The organism is Streptomyces sp. NPDC042002 (genome assembly GCF_055588305.1).
On sequence record NZ_JBVJCT010000030.1, the window covers coordinates 71,581 to 96,884 of the forward strand.

At 70.9% G+C, this 25,304-nt stretch carries 25 protein-coding genes and 1 riboswitch; of the genes, 13 read left to right on the plus strand and 12 right to left on the minus strand.

Annotated features, from left to right (window positions below):
* The first annotated feature begins 79 nt into the window (after positions 1-79).
* Complete coding sequence (locus tag ACZ6KY_RS31800; RefSeq protein WP_469313716.1) at positions 80-811, plus strand: HNH endonuclease family protein; 732 nt, start codon at positions 80-82, stop codon at positions 809-811.
* A gap of 124 nt (positions 812-935) precedes the next feature.
* Here the strand turns inward: ACZ6KY_RS31800 and ACZ6KY_RS31805 are convergent, their stop codons facing one another.
* The 3 genes from ACZ6KY_RS31805 to ACZ6KY_RS31815 form a co-directional block, all read right to left on the minus strand.
* Positions 936-2,264 carry a COG1361 family protein gene (locus ACZ6KY_RS31805; RefSeq protein ID WP_469313717.1) on the minus strand — a complete coding sequence of 443 codons (1,329 nt, stop codon included), beginning with the start codon at positions 2,262-2,264 and terminating at the stop codon, positions 936-938.
* Between the two features lie 206 nt (positions 2,265-2,470).
* Positions 2,471-3,301, minus strand: coding sequence for an SCO6745 family protein (locus ACZ6KY_RS31810; protein ID WP_469313747.1), 831 nt, complete (start codon positions 3,299-3,301; stop codon positions 2,471-2,473).
* Positions 3,302-3,383: 82 nt separating this feature from the next.
* Entirely contained in the window at positions 3,384-3,917 is a 534-nt protein-coding gene (locus ACZ6KY_RS31815; RefSeq protein ID WP_469313718.1) for a YbhB/YbcL family Raf kinase inhibitor-like protein, read from the minus strand.
* Between the two features lie 151 nt (positions 3,918-4,068).
* Between ACZ6KY_RS31815 and ACZ6KY_RS31820 the strand changes: the two genes are divergently transcribed.
* The gene (locus tag ACZ6KY_RS31820) at positions 4,069-4,761 is read left to right on the plus strand and encodes a GntR family transcriptional regulator (RefSeq protein WP_469313719.1); all 693 of its coding nucleotides are present in this window, start codon (positions 4,069-4,071) and stop codon (positions 4,759-4,761) included.
* Positions 4,762-5,027: 266 nt separating this feature from the next.
* Here ACZ6KY_RS31820 and ACZ6KY_RS31825 read toward each other — a convergent pair whose 3' ends face one another.
* The 4 genes from ACZ6KY_RS31825 to ACZ6KY_RS31840 all read right to left on the minus strand — a co-directional run bounded on the left by ACZ6KY_RS31825 (position 5,028) and on the right by ACZ6KY_RS31840 (position 7,997).
* On the minus strand, positions 5,028-5,837 hold the full coding sequence (locus ACZ6KY_RS31825) for a hypothetical protein (RefSeq protein WP_469313720.1): 810 nt from the start codon (positions 5,835-5,837) through the stop codon (positions 5,028-5,030).
* 102 nt (positions 5,838-5,939) lie between these two features.
* Positions 5,940-6,884, minus strand: coding sequence for a hypothetical protein (locus ACZ6KY_RS31830; protein WP_469313721.1), 945 nt, complete (start codon positions 6,882-6,884; stop codon positions 5,940-5,942).
* Between the two features lie 66 nt (positions 6,885-6,950).
* Entirely contained in the window at positions 6,951-7,142 is a 192-nt protein-coding gene (locus ACZ6KY_RS31835) for a DUF397 domain-containing protein (RefSeq protein ID WP_469313722.1), read from the minus strand.
* A 3-nt stretch (positions 7,143-7,145) separates the two neighbouring features.
* A complete protein-coding gene (locus tag ACZ6KY_RS31840) occupies positions 7,146-7,997 on the minus strand; it encodes a helix-turn-helix domain-containing protein (RefSeq protein WP_469313723.1) in 852 nt (283 codons plus the stop codon).
* Between the two features lie 268 nt (positions 7,998-8,265).
* Here ACZ6KY_RS31840 and ACZ6KY_RS31845 point away from each other — a divergent pair, with 268 nt between their 5' ends.
* Positions 8,266-8,751: an ATP-binding protein gene (locus ACZ6KY_RS31845; protein WP_469313724.1), complete on the plus strand. Its 486-nt coding sequence runs from the start codon at positions 8,266-8,268 to the stop codon at positions 8,749-8,751.
* Here the strand turns inward: ACZ6KY_RS31845 and ACZ6KY_RS31850 are convergent.
* From ACZ6KY_RS31850 to ACZ6KY_RS31865, 4 genes are all read right to left on the minus strand, one after another.
* Positions 8,741-9,184, minus strand: a complete 444-nt coding sequence (locus ACZ6KY_RS31850; protein WP_469313725.1) for a hypothetical protein — start codon at positions 9,182-9,184, stop codon at positions 8,741-8,743. The genes ACZ6KY_RS31845 and ACZ6KY_RS31850 overlap by 11 nt on opposite strands.
* 80 nt (positions 9,185-9,264) lie before the next feature.
* On the minus strand, positions 9,265-9,627 hold the full coding sequence (locus ACZ6KY_RS31855; RefSeq protein WP_469313726.1) for a hypothetical protein: 363 nt from the start codon (positions 9,625-9,627) through the stop codon (positions 9,265-9,267).
* A gap of 85 nt (positions 9,628-9,712) precedes the next feature.
* Positions 9,713-10,432, minus strand: a complete 720-nt coding sequence (locus ACZ6KY_RS31860) for a hypothetical protein (protein ID WP_469313727.1) — start codon at positions 10,430-10,432, stop codon at positions 9,713-9,715.
* 198 nt (positions 10,433-10,630) lie between these two features.
* Positions 10,631-10,834: a hypothetical protein gene (locus ACZ6KY_RS31865; RefSeq protein WP_469313728.1), complete on the minus strand. Its 204-nt coding sequence runs from the start codon at positions 10,832-10,834 to the stop codon at positions 10,631-10,633.
* Positions 10,835-11,033: 199 nt separating this feature from the next.
* Between ACZ6KY_RS31865 and ACZ6KY_RS31870 the strand changes: the two genes are divergently transcribed.
* The 6 genes from ACZ6KY_RS31870 (at position 11,034) to ACZ6KY_RS31895 (ending at position 18,548) form a co-directional block, all read left to right on the plus strand.
* The gene (locus ACZ6KY_RS31870) at positions 11,034-13,217 is read left to right on the plus strand and encodes an N-6 DNA methylase (RefSeq protein WP_469313729.1); all 2,184 of its coding nucleotides are present in this window, start codon (positions 11,034-11,036) and stop codon (positions 13,215-13,217) included.
* A 172-nt stretch (positions 13,218-13,389) separates the two neighbouring features.
* The gene (locus ACZ6KY_RS31875; protein ID WP_469313730.1) at positions 13,390-14,043 is read left to right on the plus strand and encodes a hypothetical protein; all 654 of its coding nucleotides are present in this window, start codon (positions 13,390-13,392) and stop codon (positions 14,041-14,043) included.
* A gap of 62 nt (positions 14,044-14,105) precedes the next feature.
* Complete coding sequence (locus tag ACZ6KY_RS31880) at positions 14,106-15,563, plus strand: protein kinase domain-containing protein (protein ID WP_469313748.1); 1,458 nt, start codon at positions 14,106-14,108, stop codon at positions 15,561-15,563.
* A gap of 175 nt (positions 15,564-15,738) precedes the next feature.
* Positions 15,739-16,566 carry a glycoside hydrolase domain-containing protein gene (locus tag ACZ6KY_RS31885; RefSeq protein ID WP_469313731.1) on the plus strand — a complete coding sequence of 276 codons (828 nt, stop codon included), beginning with the start codon at positions 15,739-15,741 and terminating at the stop codon, positions 16,564-16,566.
* A 201-nt stretch (positions 16,567-16,767) separates the two neighbouring features.
* The gene (locus tag ACZ6KY_RS31890) at positions 16,768-17,430 is read left to right on the plus strand and encodes a SurA N-terminal domain-containing protein (protein ID WP_469313732.1); all 663 of its coding nucleotides are present in this window, start codon (positions 16,768-16,770) and stop codon (positions 17,428-17,430) included.
* A 74-nt stretch (positions 17,431-17,504) separates the two neighbouring features.
* Positions 17,505-18,548 (plus strand): nucleoside triphosphate pyrophosphohydrolase, encoded by a 1,044-nt coding sequence (locus ACZ6KY_RS31895; protein WP_469313733.1) that lies wholly within the window; start codon positions 17,505-17,507, stop codon positions 18,546-18,548.
* A 12-nt stretch (positions 18,549-18,560) separates the two neighbouring features.
* Here ACZ6KY_RS31895 and ACZ6KY_RS31900 read toward each other — a convergent pair whose 3' ends face one another.
* Entirely contained in the window at positions 18,561-19,772 is a 1,212-nt protein-coding gene (locus tag ACZ6KY_RS31900) for a globin domain-containing protein (protein ID WP_469313734.1), read from the minus strand.
* A 295-nt stretch (positions 19,773-20,067) separates the two neighbouring features.
* Here ACZ6KY_RS31900 and ACZ6KY_RS31905 point away from each other — a divergent pair, with 295 nt between their 5' ends.
* From ACZ6KY_RS31905 to eno, 4 genes are all read left to right on the plus strand, one after another.
* Complete coding sequence (locus ACZ6KY_RS31905) at positions 20,068-21,339, plus strand: cytochrome P450 family protein (RefSeq protein ID WP_469313735.1); 1,272 nt, start codon at positions 20,068-20,070, stop codon at positions 21,337-21,339.
* Between the two features lie 250 nt (positions 21,340-21,589).
* Positions 21,590-22,546, plus strand: a complete 957-nt coding sequence (locus tag ACZ6KY_RS31910; protein ID WP_469313736.1) for a transglycosylase family protein — start codon at positions 21,590-21,592, stop codon at positions 22,544-22,546.
* A gap of 183 nt (positions 22,547-22,729) precedes the next feature.
* Positions 22,730-22,923, plus strand: a riboswitch (cyclic di-AMP (ydaO/yuaA leader).
* Between the two features lie 4 nt (positions 22,924-22,927).
* Positions 22,928-23,638: a transglycosylase family protein gene (locus ACZ6KY_RS31915; protein WP_469313737.1), complete on the plus strand. Its 711-nt coding sequence runs from the start codon at positions 22,928-22,930 to the stop codon at positions 23,636-23,638.
* 367 nt (positions 23,639-24,005) lie between these two features.
* The gene (gene eno, locus ACZ6KY_RS31920) at positions 24,006-25,292 is read left to right on the plus strand and encodes a phosphopyruvate hydratase (RefSeq protein WP_261703999.1); all 1,287 of its coding nucleotides are present in this window, start codon (positions 24,006-24,008) and stop codon (positions 25,290-25,292) included.
* Positions 25,293-25,304: the final 12 nt, after the last annotated feature.

Below are 25,304 nucleotides of genomic sequence, written 5' to 3' on the forward strand. Positions count from 1 at the left end.
GAATGGTGGCCGTTACCTTGGGCAGACGGGAATCACGTCCGATCTGGACGGACCCGGGGAGGCGAAGGGGAGGGACGCTGTGCTGCGTCTGAGGGGTGGGGCGGCGACTGCCGCAGTGGTGGTGTTCGTCATCGGCGCCGGAGTCAGCGGCTGCAAGAAGGGTGACCTGGGGTCGCCGGCACCGCAGGAGACGGCGGCGGGCAGCGGTGGCGCCGCTTACGCCGCCGTGGACTCGCTGGCCGTCAAGGGGCGCGCGCCCAAGACCGGATACAGCAGGGAGCGGTTCGGCACGGCCTGGGCCGACACCGACGCGAATTCGTGCGACACCCGTGACGACATCCTCAAGCGGGACCTGAAAGAGGTGAAGTTCAGCGACGGCAAGTGCAGGGTGTCCCGCGGAGTCCTCGAACCCGATCCGTACGGCGGCAAGGACGTCACCTACGTCCGCGGGCGCAGCCTGGTCGACATCGACCACCTCGTCGCGCTCTCGGACGCCTGGCAGACGGGCGCCAAGTACTGGGACGCGAGCAAGCGGATAGCGCTGGCCAACGACCCGCTCAACCTCCGTGCCGTCGGCGCGAGCGCCAACCGCAGCAAGGGCGACGGCGACACCGCGACCTGGCTCCCGCCCGACAAGGCGTACCGCTGCACGTATGTCGCCGCACAGGTGGCGGTGAAGAAGAAGTACGGACTCTGGGTCACCAGCGCCGAGAAGGCGGCCATGAAGAAGGTGCTGAGCGGCTGCTCCGGCCAGAAACTGCCGTCGGGCGGCAATCCGACGGAGGCGCCGAAGAGGTTCCACGCGAATTGACGCGGGTCGCGCCCCGGGAGGGGCGCTGTCAGTCACAGGCCGTACATGCCGGTGCCCCCGTCGTGGCGCGGGAACGGAAGAGGGGGCGGAGCCACGGGCTCGCCCCCTCACTCCCTCACCGCTGTCAGGCGGACGGGTTGACGATCACCTCGGCCGAGTTGTTCGTGCTGTCCGGGTCGAAGTCGAGGGACGCGCCGCCGGAGTAGGGCCGGGCGACGACTCGACCCGTCGCGTCGGGGACGACCCGGTCGATGCGCAGCTCGAACGGGAAGCTGACGTCCAGGTCGGGCGTGGTCCACGTCGGCAGGGTGCAGGCGTAGTGGACGACGTCCGGGGCGTCGCCCGGTGTCCTGGTGGTTCGGCAGGTGCGGGGCACGGACGTGGCGGTGGTGCCTTCCGGGAGATAGAAGTCGATCGCGACGAGCGGGTCGCCGGAGGTGACGTCACCGACCCAGGCCGGGCCGTTGTTGACGAAGCGGAAGGCGGTGGTGACGGTGTCGCCGACCGCGCCGCTCACCTGGGTGCCCTTCACGGTGAAGTCGGCGGTGTTGTCGGCGTTGATGTGCCACGAGCGGCTGTTGTCCGAGCTGTCGAGGTCGGTGGCGTCGTCGGCGAGGGCGACGTTGTAGTCGAACCGCTCGTGCAGCGCGTGGCCGGTGACGGCGAGCCGCAGCGGCTCCGGCAGCTCCACGGTGGTGCCGGGCGGGACGTCGGTGTCGAAGGAGCAGGCTACGTACCTGAACCCGCTGTTGTCCGGTCCGGTGTAGGTGCACTGCGGGTATCGGGTGGAGACATCCAGACCGTACGTCGCCCACATCGACACCTTGAAGCCGTGCGCGGTCTCGTTGCCGGTGTTGGTGACGGAGAACGGCACGAGCAGGCTGCTGCCGGGCGCGACGCCGGTGACGTCCTGCGGGGCGCTGATACCGAGGTCCTGACCGGAGCCGACGGTGACGACGGTCTCCGCGCCCTGCCAGGCGGCGAGCGTGCCGTCGGGGCCGCCGGTGGCCTCGGCGGAGTACTCGATCGCACCTTGCGCACCCACGGCGGCGTCGGCGGTGGCCCGCACCTTCAGACGCACCGTCGGGTTGTAGCGGTTCGGCACGTCGCCGGTGTCGCACACGGCGACGGTGCCGGCGTCGTCCGGCGTGCAGTTGTCCGGCCAGGCCACTTCGGCGACCCCGGCGAGCCCCGAGACGTCGACGGTGAGCCGCCCTTCGAGCACGGTGGTGTCGCCGTGGGTCAGACCGATGGCCAGTGATCGGTACTGCGCCGCACCGCCGTCCGGAGCGACGGTGACCGTCGATTCCTCCGGTGCCTGGATCTCCAGGTAATCGCTCTGCGCGGCGCCGGCGAAGGCGACCCCACTCCCGAGACCGGCGAGGATCAACGCCCCCACGGCTCCGGCACATACCCCGCGGCGCAGCACGCGCCCGACGGAGACAGAAGTCATCGCATCCCCCAGATAGGACAGAAGAGACCCCGGCGAAGTAGCCATCGCCGGACGGGAGTTCGACTCTTTGTCGGGGCGGAAGGTTGCGGGTGAGGGGTGTGCGGTGTGTGGTTCGGTTTTTGAGAACGGATCGGGGCGCGGGCGGGGTCCGGCAGCCGGTTGTCGATCTTGATCGTGCAAAGGACCGTCCATGCGGGATCCTGCCGTCACCGCACGGCCCGGAACGTCCCCGCCGCGGTGAACGCGCCGGCGATCGGCGCGATGAGCGAGGCGAAGCGGCGGGCACCCGTATCGCCGATCGGTACCCACAGCGCGGCGCAGTGCTCGTCCGTTTCCACCTCGATCCGCTCCCGCGCCGCGCGGCCGGTGTCGGTGACCGTGCCGTCGGGGTCGAGCCAACCGCGGGCGGTGAGACGTGCCGTCGCCGCGTTCCACTCCTCGTCGTCCCACTTCCGGGTCGCTCGCGCGAGAGCTGTCGGGAGGCGGCCCGTCGCGGTGTGCAGGACGAGGCAGTCGCATGGCCCGAGGCCGTTGCCGGCGAGCACGACGAGATGGGCGTCACCGCGCCACTCCCGCACCACCGTGATCTGCTGCCAGAGAGCGACGAGAGGATCGGGTGGAAACCCGACCGAGGCGTTCGCGGCGGCCAGCACCTTGCCGGCGTAGTCGGCACCGGCGACGACCGGGTCGATCAGCGAGCGTGCCTCGGCGAGCTGGTCGTCCGTGAGGCGCACGTCGACGCGCCGCATCGCCCGTCCGGCGGCCGCGAAGCGGGCGGCCTGCCACCGCTCGGGCGGCGCGGTGTCCCACACGCCCGCCATGGCCCGCACTGCCCGCGGGCTGAAGTTGTAGAAGGCCGCGAGCGTGACCTGCCACGGGACCGCGCCCATCGCGGCCGACCGGAACGCCAGATACGCCCGCCCGCGGTCACTCACGCCGAGCTCGGCCGCCTCCTGGGCGCTCTCGGGGGCGAGATAGATGAACAGGTGGGCGGCGCTGACGGCGCGGCTGACGTCGCGGACGGTGTTCAGGTCCATCGGGCCGCCGCCGGGGCGGGCGGAGCCGGGAAGGTCGTCGAGGTGCGTCACGGTTGTCTCTCCGGGAAGTCGGGCGGCACTGTCAGGCGGACGTTTCGGCAGTGGCGACCAGTACCGCGCGTCCGAGGGTGTGATGGGCCATGGTGAAGCCGAGGACGGCCGGGGTGGCGTCGGCCGGGACGCTTATGGACGTGACGTCGAGGGCGTGCACCACGACGAAGTAGCGGTGCGGGCCGTGTCCGGCCGGCGGAGCGGCGCCGATGTAGCGGGCTGCGCGGGCGTCGTTGGGTAACTGGTAGGCGCCTTCGGGCAGGTGTGAGCCGGTGTCGTCGCCGGCGCCCTCGGGCAGTTCGGTGCAGGTGACGGGGATGTCGGCGACCGCCCAGTGCCAGAACCCGGACCCGGTGGGGGCGTCAGGGTCGTAGACGGTGACGGCGTAGCTCTTGGTGCCGTCCGGGGCACCACTCCAGGACAACTGTGGGGACATGTCCTTGCCGCCGGGCAGGCCGGAGGCGTGCTGCCTGGGCGGCCACGCGGCGCCGTCGGTGACGGTGGTGCTGGTGATGGTGAAGGACACCGCCTCGGGGAGGCGGGCGAAGGGGTTGTGGGCGTTCACGGTGATGCTCCTCATCAGGGCTGGGGGCGGCGGCGCGGCCATGGGGCCGCAGGGGCGACGGAACGGCACCGCCCTCGATGGCGCTCCCTCTCCAGTAAATCGACAGTAGCATGAATAATCGATTTTCTTGGGGATCGTCTATGCTGTCGTCATGACAGGCACGCCTCACGACTCCGCTTCCGCCGGGAAGCAGATGCTTTCCGAGCAGGTCTACGCACACCTGCAGCGCGCGATCATGCGCGGGGACTACGCCCCTGGTGACGCCCTCAAACCGCAGGATCTCGCCAGGGAACAGGGCGTGAGCCTGGCCGTCACGCGTGAGGCGCTCGTGCGGCTGGTCGGCGAGGGGCTCGCCGACCGGCTGCCCAACCGCGGGTTCGTCGTCCCGTCCTTCTCCGACCACCGCTGGCAGGAGATCGCGGAAGCCCGCCGGACCATCGAACCGGTCATACTGCGCATGTCCATCGAGCGCGGCGACATTGACTGGGAGGCCCGTGTGCGGGCCGCCCACCACCGCCTGGTCCGCACTCCGGCGTACGTGCCGGAGGAGGGCGAGTACTACACCGGCGCTTGGGCCGAGGCTCACAGGGTCTTCCACCGCACGTTGCTGGAGGGGTGCGGCAACCGCGCACTGCTGGAGACCTTCGACCGGTTGTGGACCGCGAGCGAGCTGGCCCGCCGCTGGTCGGCGCACCGCAATCCCGACCGGGACGGCCTCGAGGAACACCGCAGGCTGGAGGAGGTGGCGCTGGCCCGCGACGCCGACACCGCAGCTGCGGTCCTCGTTCAGCACCTCAGCCTGACCGCGGCTGCTCTGACCGACGATTCAGGTCAGGCCGCCTAGGCCCGTGCCACTGCGGCGAGGTCGAGGTGGGAATTCATGTCCAGCTCGAACCGGCCGTAGGGGGTCACGCGGCCTCCGGCTCCCATTTCTGCCGCATCCCGGGCTCCTTCCGGTCGTCATGACCGAACCGATCTCGCCGAGCGTGACGCTCGATGAGCCCGGAAGACCCCAAACCCTGACAAGCAGACCCCGGATCCGCTGCGGAGAGCTCCGAGTGTCCCGGAATGGGTCAGGAGTGTCAGTGGCTGTTCCGGCTTGGCGGGGTGTCAGCCGATCGTGAGCAACAACCTGGACAGCGTGCGGAGTTCGTCGTCCGGGTGGTCCTGGCCTGACAAGGGGGAGTCGGTGATGAGGCGCTTGGGGGAGGAGACGAAGGAGCGAAGGGTGTCGCGGAGCTCCTCCGGGACCCGGCCGATGGCGGCGAGGGCCTTGAGGGCGCCGAGGCCGACCGGGGTGGTTCCGACCAGGTCGGCGAGGACGGGGACGGCGCGGTCCGGGGATCCGGTGATCCAGTGGTGGGCCTTGGCGGCGGCCTCGCGCGTCCAGTCGCCGCGGGCCTCCAGCAGGGGCTCGATGCGAGGGAGCAGCGGAGCCGCGGTGCTGCCCATCGGCTCCAGTCCGCTCAGGTACCAACTGGTCTGGCCCCCGGACGACAGCAGCGCCTCGTAGGTGCGAAGCGCCGTGTCGGGGCCACCTGTCACCTGGTAGTGGGCCACGGCCGCCGACGCCCTCAGCGAGGAGTCGCTGCTCTGCGTGGCGTCTCGCAGCAGGTCGGTGAGCTCCGGCGTACGGATGCCGTTGGAGCCGAGTTGGCGGGCGGCGACGATGGCCGCTCGACGGGTTCTGAGGCAGTCGACCAGTTCGGGCCCGGCCGCGCGGGCCGCGGTGCCGAACGGGGCCAGGGCCTGCACCAGGGCGATCCCGTCGTTCCCGGTCGCGCCTGCGGCCAGCTCGCGGCGGATCAGAGGTATCAGCTGGTCGGCCGCTTCCGGGAAGCGTCGCGCCGCCGCTGTCAGCAGCCGGGCGGTGGGGCGCTTGAGTACCAGTTCCAGCGCGCGGGGATCGCGGGAGTGCACCAGAGCGAGCAGCGCGGGTTCGGCGGCCTCGCCGTCGCCACGGGCGTACCGGTGGAGTCCGTCCCGGAGGGATGCGTCCGGCTCGGGCAGGCCCTCGATCCATTAGCCGATCGTACGGAACAGGGCCGTGGGTCTTCTCTGGTGGGGCAGCGCGGCCAGCAGCAGGTCCAGGACTTCGCGCTCGCGGTCGCGCCAGGTCTCGGCGATTTCCTGGGCCAGCCAGGAACCGCGTGAGCCGATGTCCCCGGCCGCGATCCAGCGGGCGGCCACGGTGAGACCGGCGTCCGGGTCCTGGGTGAGCAGGCGGGTGAGCTGTTCTTCCTGGGTGGTGGTGTCCGACCAGGGGAAGTCGTCCTCCCCGGGGTCGGGTTCGGCGCCGTCCTCGGCGAAGACCTCCACGAGTTCGGGCGCGTACGGCGGCCCGGACCGTTCGGCGGCCAGCTGGGCCGCGGCGAGCCTCACCTCGGGCAGCGGGCTGTCGAGGGGTTCCAGCACCCGGCCGAACCGGTTCAGGACGACCAGCGCGTCCGCCCGTACGGCCGGGACGGGTTCGCCGGCGTAGAGCGCGTCGACCTGCTCGACTGCCAGGACCCATGTCTTGTACGGGAGCAGGTCGGCCACGGCCGCGACCACCCGGAGCGCCGCCCGGCGTACCCCGCGCTCGGGGTCCCCGAGGCACGGCAGCAGATCCGGGAGCACGTCGCGGAGTTCCGCGCAGACCGCGGCGGCATCGCTGCCGGGCCAGTGCGGCGATTCGACGGCGGCGGGGTCGTGGTCGGCGAGGACGGCGAGCAGCATCAGCAGTTCGTCGCGCTTGCCCGGCGCGTGCAGCACGGCGTGGGCGAGGAAGGGGACGGAGGGTGCCGAGGCCGCGTAGATCGTGCCCTGGTGGTGGATGTTGCCGTAGAGCTCGTAGACCGCCTCGTCGGCCGCTTCCGCGTCGTCCTCGTAGAGCGCCCGGATCAGCCCGGGTACGTCCTCGGCGGGGCCGTAGGCGTGGGTCAGGTCGGACCACCGGACGTCGTCCAGCTCGGCCGGAGATCTCATGCCCGCGCTCCTCTACTGATCAGGTGCGCCGACCATATCGACCGCCTCCGACAACGGTCCGAGCCGCTAGCCGTGCGTCGGCCGCAAGGCGGCTATCAGGGCGCCGAGTTGGCGCGGCCCGGTGGCGAGGACCGTTTTCGGGGCGTCGCTCTCGCGGAGGAGGATCGTTCCGGTGGGGGTGGTGGCGACGTAGACGCAGTCGGAGCCGTCCGGGCTGAACGAGGACTTCTGCCAGGTGTACGGGGTTATGGCGGGCACCGATCACAGGCTCCGGATGATGTTGTTGACCAGGTCGCGTGTGGGTGCGGGCTTGAGAGCGACGGTTTCCATGCGGTCGAGGATAGTTCGGTACTTCGTCAACTGGGCTTGTGCGTCAAGGAAGTCACAGCCGTGGTGGGTGTCGAGCTGCACGGTGTCGAGGTGCGGGTCGGTGCCGTGTACGTAGTTGATCGACTGTCCGTTTCCGGGGAAGCCGCCACAGGTGTAGGGGATCACTCGGAGCGTGATGTGGTCCTCTTCGCTCAGGGTGAGCAGGTGGGACAGCTGGTCACGGGCGGTGTCCGGTCCGCCGTACTGGATGTGCAGGGCCGACTCGTGGAGCAGCGCGGTGTACGGCGGTGGACTGGTGCGGTGCAGGACGGTCTGGCGCTTGATGCGGTGGGAGAGCCGGTGCTCGATCTCGTAGGCGCGGAAGGCGGGAACGGCCTCCCGCAGCATGGCCCGGGTGTGGTCCGGAGTCTGTAGCAGGGCCGGAATGTGGATGGCCAGGGAGACCCTCAACTCCGATGAGTGGTGCTCAAGTTCGGCGAGGTCGACGAGGTCGGGGGGCAGGTGGTCCCGGTACTCGTCCCACCACCCTCGGGTGCGTCGCCCTGTCATGGCAGTCAGGGCGTCGAGCAGCGACTCGTCCGCGCAGTCGTAGGTGCGTGCGATGGCGCGTACACGGTCCGCGCTCACTGGATAGCGGCCGGCTTCGATCATGCTGAGCCGCGCCTGCTGCAAGCCCAGACTGCCTGCCGCGTCGGTCGAGGTGAGCCCGGCGTGCTCGCGGAGCTTGCGCAGTTCGATGCCGAGACGTCGTTGCCGCAGGGTGGGGTTGTTGGTGGGCGGCACTGCCGTTCCCCTCGTCGGACGACGGATCGGCTGCGGTCCCTCACATGAGTGAATCCGCAGGGATTATCACGTTGAAGGTAGCAGGGCTATCACTTTTAGCCCTACGGTCGTGGTGTTCAAGCCGCTCAACTCGCCCCGCCCATAAGCCGGAAGCGCATCGCGCTGCCCCGCTACACCCACGTGTGTGCGGGTACGTACCCCCGCGACATGCCACCGCCCCGCCGGACCAGTAGAGCGAACCCGAATACCCCCACCGCAGGAGGCGTTCATGGTCACCGTATCCCCGGAGAAGTCCGATGCGTCCCCGTCTTGGGCGTACGCCCTTCAGTTGCCGCACGATCCGCTCGCGCCGCGCGTCGCCCGGGTGACGCTCAGGGCCGTGCTGAACGGCCACGGAATGGCTCGCATCGCCGATACGGCGGAGTTGCTGGCCTCGGAGCTCGTCACGAACGCCTACCGGCACTCCGCCGGGCCCGCGATGCTGCGGCTCCGGGCTCTTGGGGGCGGCCGTCTTCGGGTCGGCGTCTGGGATGCCGACCCGCACATCCCGCCCCCGTTCGACAAGCGGCACGGCACGCCGCATCCCGTGCCGGCCGAGGCGGACGGCGGGCGGGGGCTGTTCCTCGTATGCCATTACGCCGACGCCTGGGGCGGATACGCGCTCTGCGACGACCTGTTCGGCAGGAGCGGGAAGTTGCTGTGGTGCGAGGTGGGGCCGCCGTGGGAGGCGGCCCCGGAGTGTGTCAGCGCGTGACCGGCAGGGCCCCGGCGAACACATGGCCGTCGGCGCGGGTCTGGACCGGGAAGTCGACCTTGAGGGAGCCCTCCTGGCCCTCGATGGTCAGGTGGGTGACCACCTTCAGGCCGAGGAAGGCCTTCCTGGCCGCGGTCGCGGTGACGTACGGGCGCGCGATGTTCATCAGCAGCTTGCCCGGCTTTCCGCCCCGGTTGCCGTCGAAGAACAGGATCCGCTGGTTCGTCAGGACGACGTAGACCGCGCGCGGCCTGACCGTCGCCATCACCATGCCCAGGGTGAGCACCGCGACCACGATCGTGGTGAGGGCCTGCTTGCGCACCGAGACCGTACCGACGCTGGCCAGGCTGGTGAGTTCGACCTGCTCGCCCGGGATCAGCAAGGGGGCCGACGCTTCCAGCAGTTGTCTGGTGCGGCGGGCGTTCATGGCCATGGGAAAGGGACTCCTGGTGACGAGGTGGGGACGGGCGTGGACGGTGAGGATCGTCCGGCGCGTGTACGGGTTGCCGGGTGTCAGCGCATGTACGGGTTGCCGGCTGCCTGGGCGGGCCAGGGGGCAGGGCCGGCGCCGGTCATGGCGTTCCTCGGAGCGGGTTTGTCGAACAGCGGGCCTGTCAGCAGCCACACGGCCACGGCCAGAGTGGAGAGGGCGACCAGGCCCAAGGCCGTATTTCCCTTGTCCGCCGGGATGTTCGCCAACGACAGTGACCCCACCTCGTACAGCGCGAACGAGGCGAAGGCGCCCCAGTCGGACCCTCGCCCCCGGCGGATCGCCACGTACAGGAAAGGTACCCACACCAGCAGGCCGCACGACCCGACCGCCAGAACCGACCACGCCAGTCGCTGGAACCAGCTGGCTTCCAAGCGCTTGTCCATCACACCCCCGAAGACCCTGTGCCCCCGAGAAGGCTCCCGGGCCCCCGAGAAACCTCTCGGGGGCGTCATGCTCCCATCCGAGGGGTCACGCGTGCGCGTGTTCCCCCTTCAGGGACGTCACGATCCGGTCCGCCAGCTTCTTCGCCGTGGCCGCGCCGTTGTCCTTGCCGTCGGTGGACATCACCGTGACGACGTCCGTTCCGGAGCGCACGGCGATGAGGGTCGAGCCGTTCTGCCAGGCGCTGTCGGTCAGGGTGATCGTGTACGCGGCGTCGCCGAGACCGGAGGTGTCGGAGCCCGTGACCTTCACCTTGGTGTGGGTGTCCGAGTCGGTGTAGGACGCGCAACCGGCGACGACCTTCTTCAGGTCGGCCATCACGGTCGCCGCTGTCGTGCCGCGGTAGGTGTCGACCTCCTGCGCGATGTCCTCGGACGTGTTCTTGCTGACGTAGTCGTTCTGGGCGAAGGAGACGCCCGAGTCGCCGGTGATCGCTATCCAGCCGGTGCCGCCGAGAAGGGCGCAGTCGGGCTTCGGCGCGGGGGAGGAACTAGGCGCGGTGTACGTGGTGCCGGAGTCCCGTGCGGCGCTGGGGTCGACCGCGAAACCGGTGGCGAAGAAGGACGCGGGCGCCAGCGCCTTCTTGAGCCGCGCGCCCGTCAGCAGACCGGCGTTGGGGTCCTTGGCCGGCTTGGCCGCCGTGGCGGACGAGGACGAGGTGCCGGTCGCGGAGGAACAGGCCGTCAGGGCGAGCGGGAGCACGGCGGCGGCGAGCAGCGCCTTGGCGGCACGGGAGGGATGACGCATCGGGATCTGTCCTTCGAAGGTGAGGTCGGAACGGGCCGAGTGCCCGTCGGGCAGGGCTTCGGTTGCGGGACTCTGAACGCACGCAGGCCGGGCAGAGTCGAAGCGGTGCGGGTGCGGGTGCGGGTGCGGGTGCGGTGCGATGTGCTGCGGCGCGTGTGGCGCCGGGACGGTGTGACGTGCGGGGCGTACGGCGGCCGGTCAGCGAGCCTTCTCTTCCTTTTCGGCCGCGTCGGCCGAACCGGTGTGCCGCCGGGCGCCGGGCTGTGGAGTCGTGGATACCGAGCCCCTGCCGACGCCGCCGCCTGTGCGGTCGGGTTTGCGGCTGTGGTCGCCGGCGTTCGCCGAGACGACACCGATGACGACGAGGCCCACGGCGGCACTCAGCGCGGCCCTGCCCTTCATGCCCACGACTGTTCCCTTCCCCCGGCGGGCGCCTCGACGGCGGCCGCTCGTTCGCTGGGTCAATAAGACCAGAGCCTGTGAATCGAGTCAACACGATTCCCTCAGTCTCTTGTGTGCACAGTGTGAACGGGTAGATCTCGCCTCCGTCGGTATGCTCGACACCACACAGGGACGAGTCGGGACGAGAGGAGCGGAGCGAGTGCAGGACAACGCGACCGAGGTGACCGCCGCCGGAATCGCGCGACTGGCCGGTGTCGGCCGCGCGGCCGTGAGCAACTGGCGCCGTCGCCACACCGACTTCCCCAAGCCCGTCGGCGGTACGGAGACCAGCCCGTCGTTCGCGCTCGCCGAAGTCGAGGCCTGGCTGCGTGACCAGGGCAAACTCGCCGAAGTGCCACTGCGGGAACGCGTGTGGCAGCAACTCGCCGGCCACCCCCAGGGCCCGGCCACCGCACTCGCCCACGCCGGCTGCGTGCTGCTGCTCATCCATGAACGGCCGACGGTCTGGCTGGAGGTGAGCGCCGGTTCCGACGAGCGCCTCGCCGCGCTGCTGCCGGCCGCGCTGGAGCAGGCGGCCGTCCTGCGGTTCGGCGGGGTGCGAGCTGAACGTGGTGTTCACGCCGGGACGGGCGCGGACCAGCTGTCGACTGTGAATCGACCGGTAACTGTGAACACTCAAACTGTGAACACTCCGGAAGTCGCTTCAGGAGGATCGGCGGCCCCGCACGCTTCAGCCGTCCCTGCCACCCCCGCCGCCCTCGCGGTGCCTCTCCCCACCGGCCCCCAGCTGCTCCCCTCCATCCCCCTCCTGCGCGGCGTGGCCGAGCTCGCCGCCGAGCTGGGCGCCCGCCAGACCTTCGAGTTCCTGCTCGGGCGGCACCTCGACGCCAACCCGCGCCAGTTCACGACCACCCCCACCGAACTCGCCCGCCTCATGGCCGACCTCGCCGGCCCCGCCCGCACCGTCCTCGACCCGGCCTGTGGCACCGGCGCCCTGTTGTGCGCTCTCGACGCCCGCCCCGGCCAGGAGCTCCACGCCCAGGACAGCGCCCCCGAACTCGCCGTGCTCACCGCTCTCCGGCTCGCCCTCCACGGGCGGGCCACGGTGCGAGCGGCCGTCGGCGACAGCCTGCGCGCCGACGCGTTTCCGCGGCTGCGCGCCGACACGGTCCTGTGCCACCCCCCGTTCAACGAACGCAACTGGGGTCACGACGAACTGGCCTACGACCCCCGTTGGGAGTACGGCTTCCCGGCCCGCGCCGAGTCCGAGCTGGCCTGGGTGCAGCACGCGCTGGCCCGGCTGCGGGACGGCGGCACCGCCGTCCTGCTCATGCCGCCCGCCACCGCTTCCCGCCGTTCCGGGCGCCGTATCCGCGCCGACCTGCTGCGCCGCGGCGCGCTGCGGGCCGTCGTCGCCCTGCCGGTCGGCGCGGCACCCCCGTACAACATCCCCCTGCACCTGTGGGTGCTGCGCCGGCCCGAGAAGGCGCCCAGCCGGCCCGAGGTGCTGCTCGCCGACGCCGGGCAGTTCGCCGGCGAGGGGCGTGGCGGCCCCGACTGGCAGGCCGTCAGAGACGTCGTGCTCGACACCTGGTGGGCCCACGACCGGGACGGCACGCTCCCGGAGCGGCCCGGTCTGGCGCGTTCCGTGCCCGTCATCGAACTCCTCGACGACGACGTCGACCTCGCCCCGGCCCGTCATCTCCCGCCCCCGGCGGCGGCCGACGGCGCCGAACAGCTCGCGGCCGTGCGCGAGTGCCTCGACGAGACGCTGCGCCTGACCACCGGTCTCACCCCGCCCCCCGCCGTGACGGCCCGGCCCGCCCGCTGGCCGCTCACCACCGTCGGCGAACTCGCCCGCGGGAGTGCCCTGGTGATGCGTACGGGCGGAAACGGCGGTCACGCGCGGGTACCCGTCCTCACCGACCACGACGTGCTCGCCGGCACCGGCCCCTCGGGGACGCTGCCCGAGACCGACGAGGAAGCCGTGCTGACGGAGGCGGGCGACGTCGTCGTGCCGGTGCTCGGCGGCGGCTCGGTGGTCCGCGTCGTCGACGGCACGACCGCGGGCGCCGTCCTGGGGCGCAACCTCGTGCTCCTGCACCCCGATCCCGCGGCGCTCGACCCGTGGTTCCTCGCCGGGTTCCTGCGGGGCACCGCCAACAACCGCCAGGCCAGCAGCTACGCGTCCACCGCCACCCGGCTCGACGTGCGCCGGTTGCAGTTGCCCCGCCTCCCACTGGACGAACAGCGGCGCTACGGCGCCCGGTTCCGCGCGCTCGACGAGTTCGAGCGGGTGCTCAGGCACGCGGGCAGGCTGGGGGACCAGCTCGTACGCGGCATGTACGACGGGCTGACGGACGGGACGGTGCCCCCGGGCTGAGCCCCGCGCGCTCCGCCCCCGCCCCGGGCCACCGCGCGCCCGCCACCCGACGTCACCTGCGGTGTCGTACGAGGTGATCAGCATGACAACGGTTCCGTACAACCCGGGACCGGTCGTCGGTGTCGGCCTATACGCTCGAACTCCGACATCGAACCCAGGCCCGGGAGCAGTCATGTACGGCCACGACGGGGCGCCACCCACCCGCAGTGCGGGAACCGTCATCACCTTGCGCGTGCTGTTCGCCGCCGCCGTGGTCCTGTCGTGCGGTCTGCTCGCCGCTGTTCCGCTGTTCCGGGTCGCGCTCCAGCGCGGGCGGTGGTTCGACTGGGCGGCGGCCTGGCTGTCGCTGCCGGTGACCATCGGCGCGCTCATGATCGTCGGTACGGTGCCGGAGAGCGACACCAGAGGCGATGTCGCACTGACCGTCGCACTGACCGTCGGCGCCGTCAGCGTCGCGTACTACCTGGTCAGCGACATCCGTTTCCACAACGCGGGGCAGCGGTTCACGGGCTACGGGCCGCCCCATATACAGACCGCCCGCGAGCCGTACGGCTATCCGCCGCCCGCGCCGCCGTACCCGGGCATGCCCGTATCGCAGCCGCAGCCGCAGCCGCAGCCGCAGCCGCAGCCTCCCGTACCGCAGGCGTACCTGCCGAACACGCCGATGCCCCAGTCCCCGATGCCCCAGTCCTCCATGCCCCAGCCCCCGTCACGGCGAGCCACACCCGCCCGTATCGACCAGGTGCGCGCCGAGCTCGACGAACTCAGCGACTATCTGCGCAAGCACGAGGACCCGCGGTACGGCGGACACGAGGGCGGACGGTGACGGCGGCCGGTCGCGTCGTCGCCGGCCGGTACGAACTGGCCACGCTCATCGGGCAGGGAGGCATGGGCCAGGTCTGGACGGCCTACGACCGACGGCTCGACCGGCGCGTCGCGGTGAAGCTGCTGCGCCCCGACAAGATCGTCGGCCAGGAGGCGGACGAACTGCGCCGCCGCTTCGCGCGCGAGTGCCGGGTGACCGCCCAGGTCGACCACCCCGGCCTGGTCACCGTGCACGACGCGGGCAGCGAGGGCGAGGAGCTGTTCCTCGTCATGCAGTACGTCGACGGCGCCGACCTCTCCGATCACCTCGCCGAACACGACCCCTACCCGTGGCAGTGGGCGGTCGCGGTCGCCGCGCAACTGTGCGCGGTGTTGAGCGCCGTGCACGCCGTGCCGATCGTCCACCGTGACCTCAAGCCGCGCAATGTGATGGTGAAGCAGGACGGCACCGTGACCGTCCTCGACCTCGGCGTCGCCTCCGTCATGGACACCGACACCACCCGCCTCACGCACACCGGCTCCCCCATCGGCTCGCCCGCCTACATGGCGCCCGAACAGGCGATGGGCGGCGCGGTCGGCCCGTACACCGACCTGTACGCGCTCGGTGTGCTGATACACGAACTCCTCAGCGGCGACGTGCCGTTCACGGGCTCGACGGCGCTCGGGGTGCTGCACCGGCATCTGTACGAGCCGCCGCCGCCCGTACGCGGGCTGCGCCCCGAGGTCCCGGAGGCGCTGGAGAACCTGGTTCTGCGGCTGCTCGCGAAGGACCCGCAGCACCGGCCCGCCTCCGCGCAGGAGGTGTACGAGCATCTGGCGCCGCTCCTGCCCACGCGCGGAACCCCCACCGGGGCACCGCTCGACCCCACGCGCCCCTTCCTGCGCCCGCACGCCCCTTGGCCGGACCGCGCGCGCACGCCCGCACCCCGGCCCGCCCCCGTCGCGCGGGACGCCGACAAGCCCGATGTCGCCGGCGCCGTCGACGAGGTGAAGCGCCTTCTGGGCGAGGGCCGCGTCACCCAGGCCGTCGACGTCCTCGGCGCGATCCTGCCCACCGCCGCACAGCAGCACGGCGAGCACTCCCCGGTCGTCCGCACTCTGCGCAAGCAGTACGCGGCCACGCTCATGGACGACGGCCAGTACCGGCGCGCGCTGCCCGAACTGCGCCGCCTCGCCGACGAACGCGCCGCCGAGTCCGGCATGGCCGACCCCCAGTCCCTGCGCTATCGCTACGAATCCGCCCAATGTCTGGAGCAGTTGGGCGACCCGGCGGCGGCGCTCGCCGAGTACCGCGCGCTGCTGCCGTACTACGAGAACCAGTACGCGGTCGGCGACCCGGAACTCGCCTTCGACGTCCGCCGCCGCATCGGGCACCTGCTGCTGGCGCTCGGAGACCAGGCCGCCGCCGGCGACACACTGGCCCGGCTGCTGAACGACGTGGAGCGGCTGCACGGCCCCGGACACCCGCTCGCGGCCGAGATCCGGGGGGCATTGCAATGGCTGGGGCAGGTGCGCGGCTAGATTTTGCCGTGCCCTGAGAGGATCTTGTGACTTTCCAGGGGCTTTCTTTCCCGAACGGGCATGCGCGTCCAGTTAAGTTGCGCTCTGTTTCGTGCCGTGGGCGCCTCCTTGCGCGCCGCGTGCGCTGTCGTCGCGCAACCGGCCGGCACCACCGGAACAACCAGGGGTAGGGGACATGTCCGATCATCGCCAGTCGAGGAAGCGCAGATACATCACGTGGGGGGTGGCCGGGGCCGCCGTCGTCGCCGGCGCCGGTATCGCCGCGCAGACCTCCATGGCGGCCACGACCTGGCCCGCCCAGAGGACCTTCACGGGCCGCGCGTTCGACACCTGCGCCGCGCCCTCGCTGACCGCGATGAAGGCCTGGCACACCGGCTTCTACGGAGCGGCGGCCGTGTACATCGGCGGCAAGAACCGCGGATGCGGCCAGCCCAACCTCACCGCGTCCTGGGTGAAGTCGGTCAGCACGCTGGGCTGGAAGCTCATCCCGCTCTACGTCGGCGCCCAGCCGTCCTGCCAGACCGGGAGCAGCCCCGAGAAGCTCACCGCCTCGACCGCCGCGTCCATGGGCGCGACCGACGGCGCGGACGCGGTCGCCAAGGCCACCGCCCTCGGGATGAAGGCCGGCAGCCCGGTCTACCTCGACATGGAGTCGTACGACACCACCGACAAGGCCTGCAACGACGCCGTGCTGACGTACGTGCGCGCCTTCGACAAGACCCTGCACGCCAAGACCTTCCGCACCGGGTACTACGGCTTCACCAGCTCCAGCGCCAAGGCCATCGCGACCGCGACCGACAAGACGGATCTGCCGGGCAACCTCTGGTACGCGCTGTGGGACAAGGTGAACACCACGACCACCGACTGGCCTTGGGGCGCCACCCAGTTCACCGGCCACAGCCGCGCCCACCAGTACATGGTCAACAGCAAGGAGACCATCGGCGGCACCACGATCACCGTGGACCGCGACGCCTGGGACGCGCCGGTCGCCATCACCGGCTGACGGACTCGCCCCGGGTGATCGACCCGTCGTGGTCACTCGTACGGGCGGACCGTGGGCGTCCCGTGAGGCGGGGGAGCCGCGACGGTGCCTGAAGTCGTGGTGAATCGTTGGTCGAATGGCTGGCCGAGAGGCGGGCCACTGCCTACCATCGATCACCGCAAGACTTTGTGCACCGTCGCACAATCTCCTCGGGAGGCTTCCTTGCACCGCCGCCGTCGCACCGCGCTCGTCCTCTCCGCCGCGATCGTCGCCGCGGCCCCTCTGCTCACCGGCTGTGGCAGCGACGCCCATCCGGGTGCAGCGGCGGTCGTCGACGGCCGGCGGATCACCGTCGCGCAACTGGAGGGCCGGGTGAACGAGGTGCGCTCGGCGCAGCGGGCCGCCAGCAAGGACGACGCCCAGTACGAGCAGGTCATCGCCAACACCGGCACCCTCACCCGTGACACCCTGCACGGCATGGTCCTGGACCGGGTGCTGGACCGGGCGGCTAAGAACGCCGGCGTGACCGTCACCCGCAAGGACTCCCAGCAGATGCGGGCGGCCCTCGAACAACAGGCGGGCGGCCCGAAGGCGCTGGAGACGGCCTGGCTGTCGAACTACGGTGTGGCGCCCAAGCGCCTCGACGAAAGCCTGCGCACCGAGATCGAGGCCCGGAAACTCGCCGCCGCACTGGGTGTCGACATGAACACCACCGACGGCAAGGCCACCTTCTGGAAGGCGATGTCCACCGCCTCCAAGCAGCTCCACGTCGACCTGAACCCGCGCTACGGCGCCTGGGACGTCCAGAAGAGCAGCCGCGTCGACGCGAAGACGCCGTGGCTGCGGGACGTCTCGTCGGCGGGGACCCAGCAGCAGCCCGCTTAGCCGTCGATCGACGGCGTCCCCCGGGCCCTGTGGACAACTCGGGGGGTGTCCGTGGCGTGGGTTACGTTCGAGGGGTGAACGCAACCAGTGAACCGACGGGGGCCGCTCCGGGCAGTGAGCGGACCGCTGCCGACGCGACCGCCGCCGGCCCCGGCCGCATCGTCCTGCTCACCACCAGCCACCGTGTCGCGCCCGGTCTGTTGTCCTGGCCGGCCTGGCAGGCGCTGCACGGCGCCGACCAGGTGCTGTGCGCGGACCCCGCGCACCCGCAGGTGCCGTATCTGCGCGAGGCCGGCATCAGAGTCGACGAGGAGTCCCCGACCGCGCGGGAACTGGTCGACGCGTGCGCCGGCGGCCGCTCGCTGGTCGTCGTCGCCGGCGGGGAGGGCGAACCCCGGCTCACCGACGGGCTGGCCCGGCTCGCGGGCTCCGGCCGCATACGGATGCCCGATCTGGAGCTGCTCCCCGCCTCGTACGACCTGCCGGGCGCCCGGCTGCTCGACCTTGTCCAGGTGATGGACCGCATCCGCGTCGAGTGCCCCTGGTCGTCCCAGCAGACGCACCAGGGCCTGGCGAAGTACGGCATCGAGGAGGCGTACGAGCTCGTCGAGGCCATCGAGGAAGGCGACCGGGACGAACTGCGCGAAGAACTCGGCGACGTCCTGCTCCAGGTCGTGTTCCACTCCCGGATCGCCGAGGAGCACGAGGAGGCCCCGTTCTCGATCGACGACGTGGCAGGCGGCATCGTCGCCAAGCTGATCCACCGGCACCCCCATGTCTTCGGCGACGAGACGGCCACGACGCCCGAGGAGGTCAAGGAGCACTGGCTGCGTACCAAGGCCGAGGAGAAGCGGCGCACCTCTGTCACCGAGGGTGTCCCGCTCGGCCAGCCGGGTCTTGCCCTGTCGGCGAAGTTGTCGTCCCGGGTGCGTACGGCGGGACTTGACGTCCCGCTGCCCGAAGGGGAGGGCGTGGGGTACGAGCTGCTGGCGATGGCCGTGCGCGCCGAGGCCGCGGGCGTGGACCCGGAGGCGGCGCTGCGAGCGGCGGCACGCACGTACCGGGACGCGATCCGCGCGGCGGAGGGCTTCGTGGAGACCGGCGGCGAGGACGCCTGACAGGGGTCCGAGTCACGCCCCCGGGGTGCGGCCCCTCGGGTTGTGCCAGGTCGGTGGAGGGCGGTCGAGCAGCCACTCCGCCGCTCCCACCGGGCGGGGACGGTTCTCTCCGGTCGGCGGGAGCGGATCGTGGAAGACGCGGTCGGCCGGTGTGCCGAGGGAGGGAAGGGTCTCGCCGACCTCCTCTACGAGATCGGGCGGACCGGCGACATAGACGTCGTGCCGGGTCCAGCCGGCCCGGTTGCCCAGCGCGGTGAGCAGCCGTTCGGTCGCCTGGGCCTTGGGGCGGCCGGGCGCGGGGGTGATGTAGGTGACGGCGAGATGGGGGAGCCTGGCCCGCAGGCGTTCGACGGCGGGCTGGTCGTAGAGGTACGCGATGTCGCGGGCGACGAGGAACAGCCGGGCCTCGTGGGCGGGTTCGAGCTGTTCCAGCAGGGCCTTCACCGGAGCCCAGCCCGTGCCGGCCGCGATGAGGGTGAGGGGCCGGTCGGCGGGCGTCCGCAGGGTGAGGCCGCCGCCGGGTGCGCCCAGCCGCAGGATGTCGCCCACGCGGGTCCGCCGGACGAGGGCGGTGGAGAGCACGCCGTCCTCGACGCGGCTGATGTGCAGGTCGACGGTGCGGTCGGCGCGGGGCGCGTTGGCGAGGGAGTAAGGACGCCAGACGCACGGCAGATGGGGCACGCTGACGCTGACGTACTGACCGGGGGAGTAGGTGAGCCGTTGCCGTGGCCGCAGGGTGAGGACGACGAGGTCGTCGCCGTGCCGGGTACGGGAGACGACCTCCGCGTCCCACCAGGGGGGCTCGCCTTGGTGCTGGGCCTCCCAGGCGCCCTCCAGCATGAGCTGGGCGATCGACCCGTACGCGTCGCCCCACGCCTTCTCGGCCTCGGCGCTCCAGGCCGAGCCCGCGACGACCGCGAACGCGGCGATCAGGCTCGCGCCCACGGACGCGTAGTGCTCCGGCTGGGTCAGGTACTTCCGGTGGTCGCGCCCGAGATCCCGTAGATAGCGTGGCAGGTCCGGATCGTCCAGTCCGTCCATGACGAACGTGAGCGCCGCGAAGAGCCGGTCCCGCTGCCGTTCCATGTCCTGCGGGAGGTCCGCCGGAAACAGCGCGCGGAGCTCCGGGTTGTGGCGGAAGAGGTGCGAGTAGAAGTACTTGACCGCGAACTCGGCCCGTCTTTCCACGACCGCGAAGCTGGATCTGAGTATTTCGGGGTCCACTGCGTGAATGTAGGGAGGTGTCGAGAGGCGGAGTCAAACAGTCGGCCATGTCAGGACAGCCTGGGGCGAAGTGGGCGGGGGAGGCCTCCGTCGCTACCGTGCACTCCTGACCGCGCGTCCCAGGCGCCGCCGAACGCCAGGCGAACGCCGCTTGATCGTCGCCTGATCGGCCGCTGCCTGAACGCCGGCCGGCCGCTGCCCGATCTCCGCCCGCTCGGCGTCCGATCACCGGCCGTGCGCCGCCCGATCACCGGTCGGCCCGGAGTCCCCGGCCTCCTGCGGATACGGTCGAGGAGTGACCGAGCACGAAGCCTCCGCCAGCGCCGCCCCCGAACTCTTCACCTGGGAGTTCGCCACCGATCCCTACCCGGCCTACGCCTGGCTCAGGGAGCACGCGCCCGTGCACCGCACCCGGCTGCCCAGCGGGGTGGAGGCCTGGCTCGTCACGCGGTACGCCGACGCCAAGCAGACGCTCGCCGACCAGCGGCTGTCGAAGAATCCCGCGCATCACGACGAGCCCGCGCACGCGAAGGGCAGGACCGGGATTCCCGGGGAGCGCAAGGCCGAGCTGATGACGCACCTGCTGAACATCGATCCGCCGGACCACACCCGGCTGCGGCGGCTCGTCAGCAAGGCGTTCACTCCCCGGCGCGTCGCCGAATTCGCCCCACGGGTGCAGGAGTTGACGGACCGGCTCATCGACGACTTCGCGGCCAGGGGCTCGGCCGACCTCATCCACGAGTTCGCCTTCCCGCTCCCCATCTACGCCATCTGCGACCTGCTCGGCGTCCCGCGTGAGGACCAGGACGACTTCCGGGACTGGGCGGGGATGATGATCCGGCACGGCGGCGGGCCGAGGGGCGGGGTCGCCCGGTCCGTCAAGAAGATGCGCGGGTACCTCGCCGAGCTCATCCACCGCAAGCGCGAGGCGCTGACCGCGGAGCCCGCACCGGGCGAGGACCTCATCTCCGGGCTCATCCGCGCCTCCGACCAAGGCGAGCACCTCACCGAGAACGAGGCCGCCGCCATGGCCTTCATCCTGCTGTTCGCCGGGTTCGAGACCACGGTCAATCTCATCGGGAACGGGATGCACGCCCTCCTCACCCATCCCGGGCAGCGGGCGCGTCTCCAGGACTCTCTCGCGGCCGGGGAGAGCGGGCTGCTGGAGACGGGCGTCGAGGAACTCCTGCGCTACGACGGGCCCGTGGAACTGGCCACCTGGCGGTTCGCGACCGAGGACGTGCGGATCGGGGGGCAGGACATCGCGGCCGGCGACCCCGTGCTCGTGGTCCTCGCCGCCGCCGACCGTGACCCCGAACGCTTCGAGCGGCCGGACACGCTCGACCTCGCGCGGCGTGACCTTCAGCACTTGGGCTACGGCCACGGCATCCACTACTGCCTGGGCGCCCCGCTGGCCCGTCTGGAGGGGCAGACCGCGCTCGGCACGCTCCTCAACCGCCTTCCCGACCTGCAACTCGCTGGAGAATCAGCCGATTTGCGCTGGCGTGGTGGGCTCATTATGCGCGGATTGCGCACGCTTCCTGTGGAGTTCACCCCGGTCAAATAGTGCTTGATCGGTTCATCGGCGACCCTTCGGAACCCCCGTCGAGGGAGTTCTTCCGAATACCGGAAAGGGCACCCTTCCGGCTACCGGAACATGACGCTCCATCAAATCTGTGATCTTCACGTGATCTGTACTGCATCGACTTGTGACAAGTGATCGAGTGCGGCTACCTTCACCCATCAACGCGGCGGCTCCGCTTCAGCACTTCGCAGGAGCCGCGGTGGTCCCCCGCTGTCACGCGAAAGGCTTCCGCATGCTCTCCGGGAACGGCCGTCACCGTCGCCCTCGTCAGGCCCCAGCCCTCGTCGTCGCCGCGGGGGTGACCGGATCGGCCATCGTCATCCCGTTGCTCGCCGCGTCGGGTGCGAGCGCGGCCGACGGGACCACCTGGGACCGGGTGGCGCAGTGCGAGAGTGGCGGCGCGTGGAGCGCCGACCAGGGCAACGGGTACTACGGCGGGCTCCAGCTCGACCAGGCGGACTGGGAGGCGTACGGCGGTCTCGAGTACGCCCCGAGGGCCGACCAGGCCAGCCGCTCGCAGCAGATAGCCGTCGCCGAGAAGCTGCTCGACGACCGGGGCCTCGCGGCCTGGCCGACCTGCGGACCGCTCTCCGGGCTCAGTGAGGGTTCGGCCGGGGTCCAGGTCGACACGGGCGTGGCCGACGGCTCGTCGAGCGCCGGGAGTGACGCTGGTTCGTACAGCTCATCCGGTTTGTCTACTTCGCCCAGCTCATCCCCTTTGTCGAACCTGGCCGGTTCGAGCGATTCGGCCGACTCCTCGGGCGCGACCGACAGCACCGCGAAGCCTGACGCCTCGCCGAGCCCCAGCGCTTCGAGCCGAGCGACCGACAAGAGTGACGAGTCGGGCAAGTCCGGACAGAAGGGCGCCTCTTCGAACGCCTCCGACACCGCGAGTGCGGGCACCGGCCGCCATCGTGGCGGAGACGCCACGGGGAGCGCGACCGGCAGCCCTGCCGACAGCGCCACGGGGCGGCACGCGTCGAGCACCCCGGGCCCCTCGGTGACCCCGAGCGACAGCGTCGACAACTCGTACGTCAGCACGAACCTCTGGAACGTTTCCGACGTCCTCGGCCTCGAAGGCGGATGGGGTGGCCAGTCCGCCGCGGACAGCGGGGCGACCGACGCCGGTCCCGGCCTCATCGTCCCCGGTCGGAGCATTGCCGTCACCGCCGAAACGGTGCAGAACTAGCGGGAGTTCACGTCACGGTTCGCTGTGGAATGTCCGGTTTGGTGCAACTGAGAGATGGGTCTCAGAAGCCCTGATCGTCTTTGATATTCCGCCGATCGACTGCTTACGGTCGTGACCGCTCGCCACAGCGGGCCCCGACGGTCACAACGCCGAATCCTGCCAGCGGCCGTACGGGAACAGTCGTCGCGTCATGCGCCGTAGGCAGGAGCGGGGGACCCAAGGTAGGCGCCGGGACCGGGAGTTGAGAGACACCCGGGAACGGCTTGGGGTTAAGTCGCGTGTCGGACGTCCTGGAGACGGGACCGACGGCACGCGGCCGGGCAACTCAACCGGCCCGAACCCGACAGCTCACCTCGCAGGCGTCGGTGAGGGGATCACTCCATGCTGTTTTCCAGCAAGGGCAAGCACCGTCGTCCGAACAAGGCCACCCGCGTCGCCGCGCTCGCCGGTGTCACCGGTGTCGCCATCGCCGCCCCGCTGATGGTGGCCGGCAACGCCTCCGCCGCCACCGCCTCCGAGTGGGACGCCGTCGCCCAGTGCGAGGCCGGCGGCAACTGGTCGATCAACACCGGCAACGGCTACTACGGCGGCCTGCAGTTCTCCGCCTCCACCTGGGCCGCGTACGGCGGCACCGCCTACGCCTCCACCGCCGACCAGGCCTCGAAGTCGCAGCAGATCACCATCGGTGAGAAGGTCCTCGCCGCGCAGGGCAAGGGCGCCTGGCCGACCTGCGGCACCGGCCTGTCGAGCGCCGCGTACAGCGGTGGCACCTCGACCCCGTCGACCCCGTCGACCTCCTCCGGATCCTCCTCGTCGAGCGGCTCGCAGAGCGCCACCACCACCCGTACGACGGATCAGGCCGCCTCGCGTTCCGCGGAGCGCCCCGCCGCCCAGAAGACCGTCACCACCCCGACCGGCAAGAAGGTCAAGAAGGGTGACGGCGAGTACAAGGTCGTCAAGGGCGACACCCTCAGCTCGATCGCTGAGAAGAAGCACGTCAAGGGCGGCTGGCAGAAGCTGTTCAAGCTGAACAAGGACATCGTCGCCGACGCCGACTTCATCTACCCGGGCCAGCAGCTGCACCTCGGCTGAGCGCGGCCGCACGCCGGCCCGACGGGGTCGCCTTCGGCGGAGGGCGACCGTGGTCCCGGCCGTGCGCGGCATCGCCCCAGATGCCCCGGCTGAATGACAGCTCATGATGGCTCCCTCGCAGGCCGGGCCTCCACTCCGGAGGCCCGCCGAGGGCCCCCGTCCCCACGGGCTCCCCGCTCCGGTGCGTGTTCCCCCGCACGCACCGGAGCGGGGTTTTTCATTTCTTTTTTTGTTCCGTTCAGGAACAATATGTACTCTCACTTCTGCTCAAGGGGTGGTCGATCGGCTGGCCGATCCCCTCGGGCCGGATAGGCTCATCCCGCGGGGCTGCCAAGCCCCGCATACCCGCGTCACATCCCAGAAGGAGATGCTCGTGCCGTCCATCGACGTCGTCGTAGCCCGGGAAATCCTGGACTCCCGAGGCAACCCCACGGTCGAGGTCGAGGTCGGCCTCGACGACGGCAGCACGGGTCGTGCCGCCGTTCCGTCCGGCGCCTCCACCGGAGCGTTCGAGGCCATCGAGCTTCGCGACGGCGACCCCAACCGCTACCAGGGCAAGGGTGTCGAGAAGGCCGTCCTCGCCGTCATCGAGCAGATCGGCCCGGAGCTCGTCGGCTACGACGCCACCGAGCAGCGCCTGATCGACCAGGCGATGTTCGACCTGGACGCCACCGACAACAAGGGCTCGCTCGGCGCCAACGCCATCCTCGGCGTCTCGCTCGCCGTCGCGCACGCCGCTTCCGAGGCGTCCGACCTGCCGCTCTTCCGCTACCTGGGCGGCCCGAACGCGCACCTGCTGCCCGTTCCGATGATGAACATCCTGAACGGCGGGTCGCACGCCGACTCGAACGTGGACATCCAGGAGTTCATGATCGCCCCGATCGGCGCGGAGTCCTTCTCCGAGGCCCTGCGCTGGGGCACCGAGGTCTACCACACCCTCAAGTCCGTCCTGAAGTCCAAGGGCCTGTCCACCGGCCTCGGCGACGAGGGCGGCTTCGCCCCGAACCTGGACTCCAACCGCGCCGCGCTCGACCTCATCCTCGAGGCCATCAAGCAGGCCGGTTACGTCCCCGGCGAGCAGGTCGCGCTCGCGCTCGACGTCGCCGCGTCCGAGTTCTACAAGGACGGCAAGTACGAGTTCGAGGGCAAGTCCCGCTCGGCCGCCGAGATGACCGAGTACTACGAGGAGCTCGTGGCGGCCTACCCGCTCGTCTCCATCGAGGACCCGCTCTTCGAGGACGACTGGGCCGGCTGGAAGGTCCTCACCGACCGCCTCGGCGACAAGGTCCAGATCGTCGGCGACGACCTGTTCGTCACCAACCCGGAGCGGCTGGCCCGTGGCATCGAGGAGGGCACCGCCAACGCGCTGCTCGTCAAGGTGAACCAGATCGGTTCGCTGACCGAGACCCTCGACGCCGTCGAGCTGGCCCAGCGCAGCGGTTACAAGTGCATGATGTCCCACCGCTCCGGCGAGACCGAGGACGTCACCATCGCCGACCTGGCCGTCGCCACCAACTGCGGCCAGATCAAGACCGGTGCCCCGGCCCGCTCCGAGCGCGTCGCCAAGTACAACCAGCTGCTGCGCATCGAGGAGATCCTCGACGACGCCGCGGTGTACGCCGGCCGCTCGGCGTTCCCCCGCTTCAAGGACTGACCCTCACCGGCT

Bases quoted from the DNA above. Each gene is read 5' to 3' on its own strand.
- ACZ6KY_RS31805 (WP_469313717.1), bottom strand. From the start codon at position 2,264: ATGACTTCTGTCTCCGTCGGGCGCGTGCTGCGCCGCGGGGTATGTGCC.
- ACZ6KY_RS31810 (WP_469313747.1), bottom strand. From the start codon at position 3,301: ATGGACCTGAACACCGTCCGCGACGTCAGCCGCGCCGTCAGCGCCGCC.
- ACZ6KY_RS31820 (WP_469313719.1), top strand. From the start codon at position 4,069: ATGACAGGCACGCCTCACGACTCCGCTTCCGCCGGGAAGCAGATGCTT.
- ACZ6KY_RS31830 (WP_469313721.1), bottom strand. From the start codon at position 6,884: ATGAGATCTCCGGCCGAGCTGGACGACGTCCGGTGGTCCGACCTGACC.
- ACZ6KY_RS31845 (WP_469313724.1), top strand. From the start codon at position 8,266: ATGGTCACCGTATCCCCGGAGAAGTCCGATGCGTCCCCGTCTTGGGCG.
- ACZ6KY_RS31850 (WP_469313725.1), bottom strand. From the start codon at position 9,184: ATGGCCATGAACGCCCGCCGCACCAGACAACTGCTGGAAGCGTCGGCC.
- ACZ6KY_RS31855 (WP_469313726.1), bottom strand. From the start codon at position 9,627: ATGGACAAGCGCTTGGAAGCCAGCTGGTTCCAGCGACTGGCGTGGTCG.
- ACZ6KY_RS31860 (WP_469313727.1), bottom strand. From the start codon at position 10,432: ATGCGTCATCCCTCCCGTGCCGCCAAGGCGCTGCTCGCCGCCGCCGTG.
- ACZ6KY_RS31865 (WP_469313728.1), bottom strand. From the start codon at position 10,834: ATGAAGGGCAGGGCCGCGCTGAGTGCCGCCGTGGGCCTCGTCGTCATC.
- ACZ6KY_RS31875 (WP_469313730.1), top strand. From the start codon at position 13,390: ATGTACGGCCACGACGGGGCGCCACCCACCCGCAGTGCGGGAACCGTC.
- ACZ6KY_RS31880 (WP_469313748.1), top strand. From the start codon at position 14,106: ATGGGCCAGGTCTGGACGGCCTACGACCGACGGCTCGACCGGCGCGTC.
- ACZ6KY_RS31885 (WP_469313731.1), top strand. From the start codon at position 15,739: ATGTCCGATCATCGCCAGTCGAGGAAGCGCAGATACATCACGTGGGGG.
- ACZ6KY_RS31910 (WP_469313736.1), top strand. From the start codon at position 21,590: ATGCTCTCCGGGAACGGCCGTCACCGTCGCCCTCGTCAGGCCCCAGCC.
- ACZ6KY_RS31915 (WP_469313737.1), top strand. From the start codon at position 22,928: ATGCTGTTTTCCAGCAAGGGCAAGCACCGTCGTCCGAACAAGGCCACC.
- eno (WP_261703999.1), top strand. From the start codon at position 24,006: ATGCTCGTGCCGTCCATCGACGTCGTCGTAGCCCGGGAAATCCTGGAC.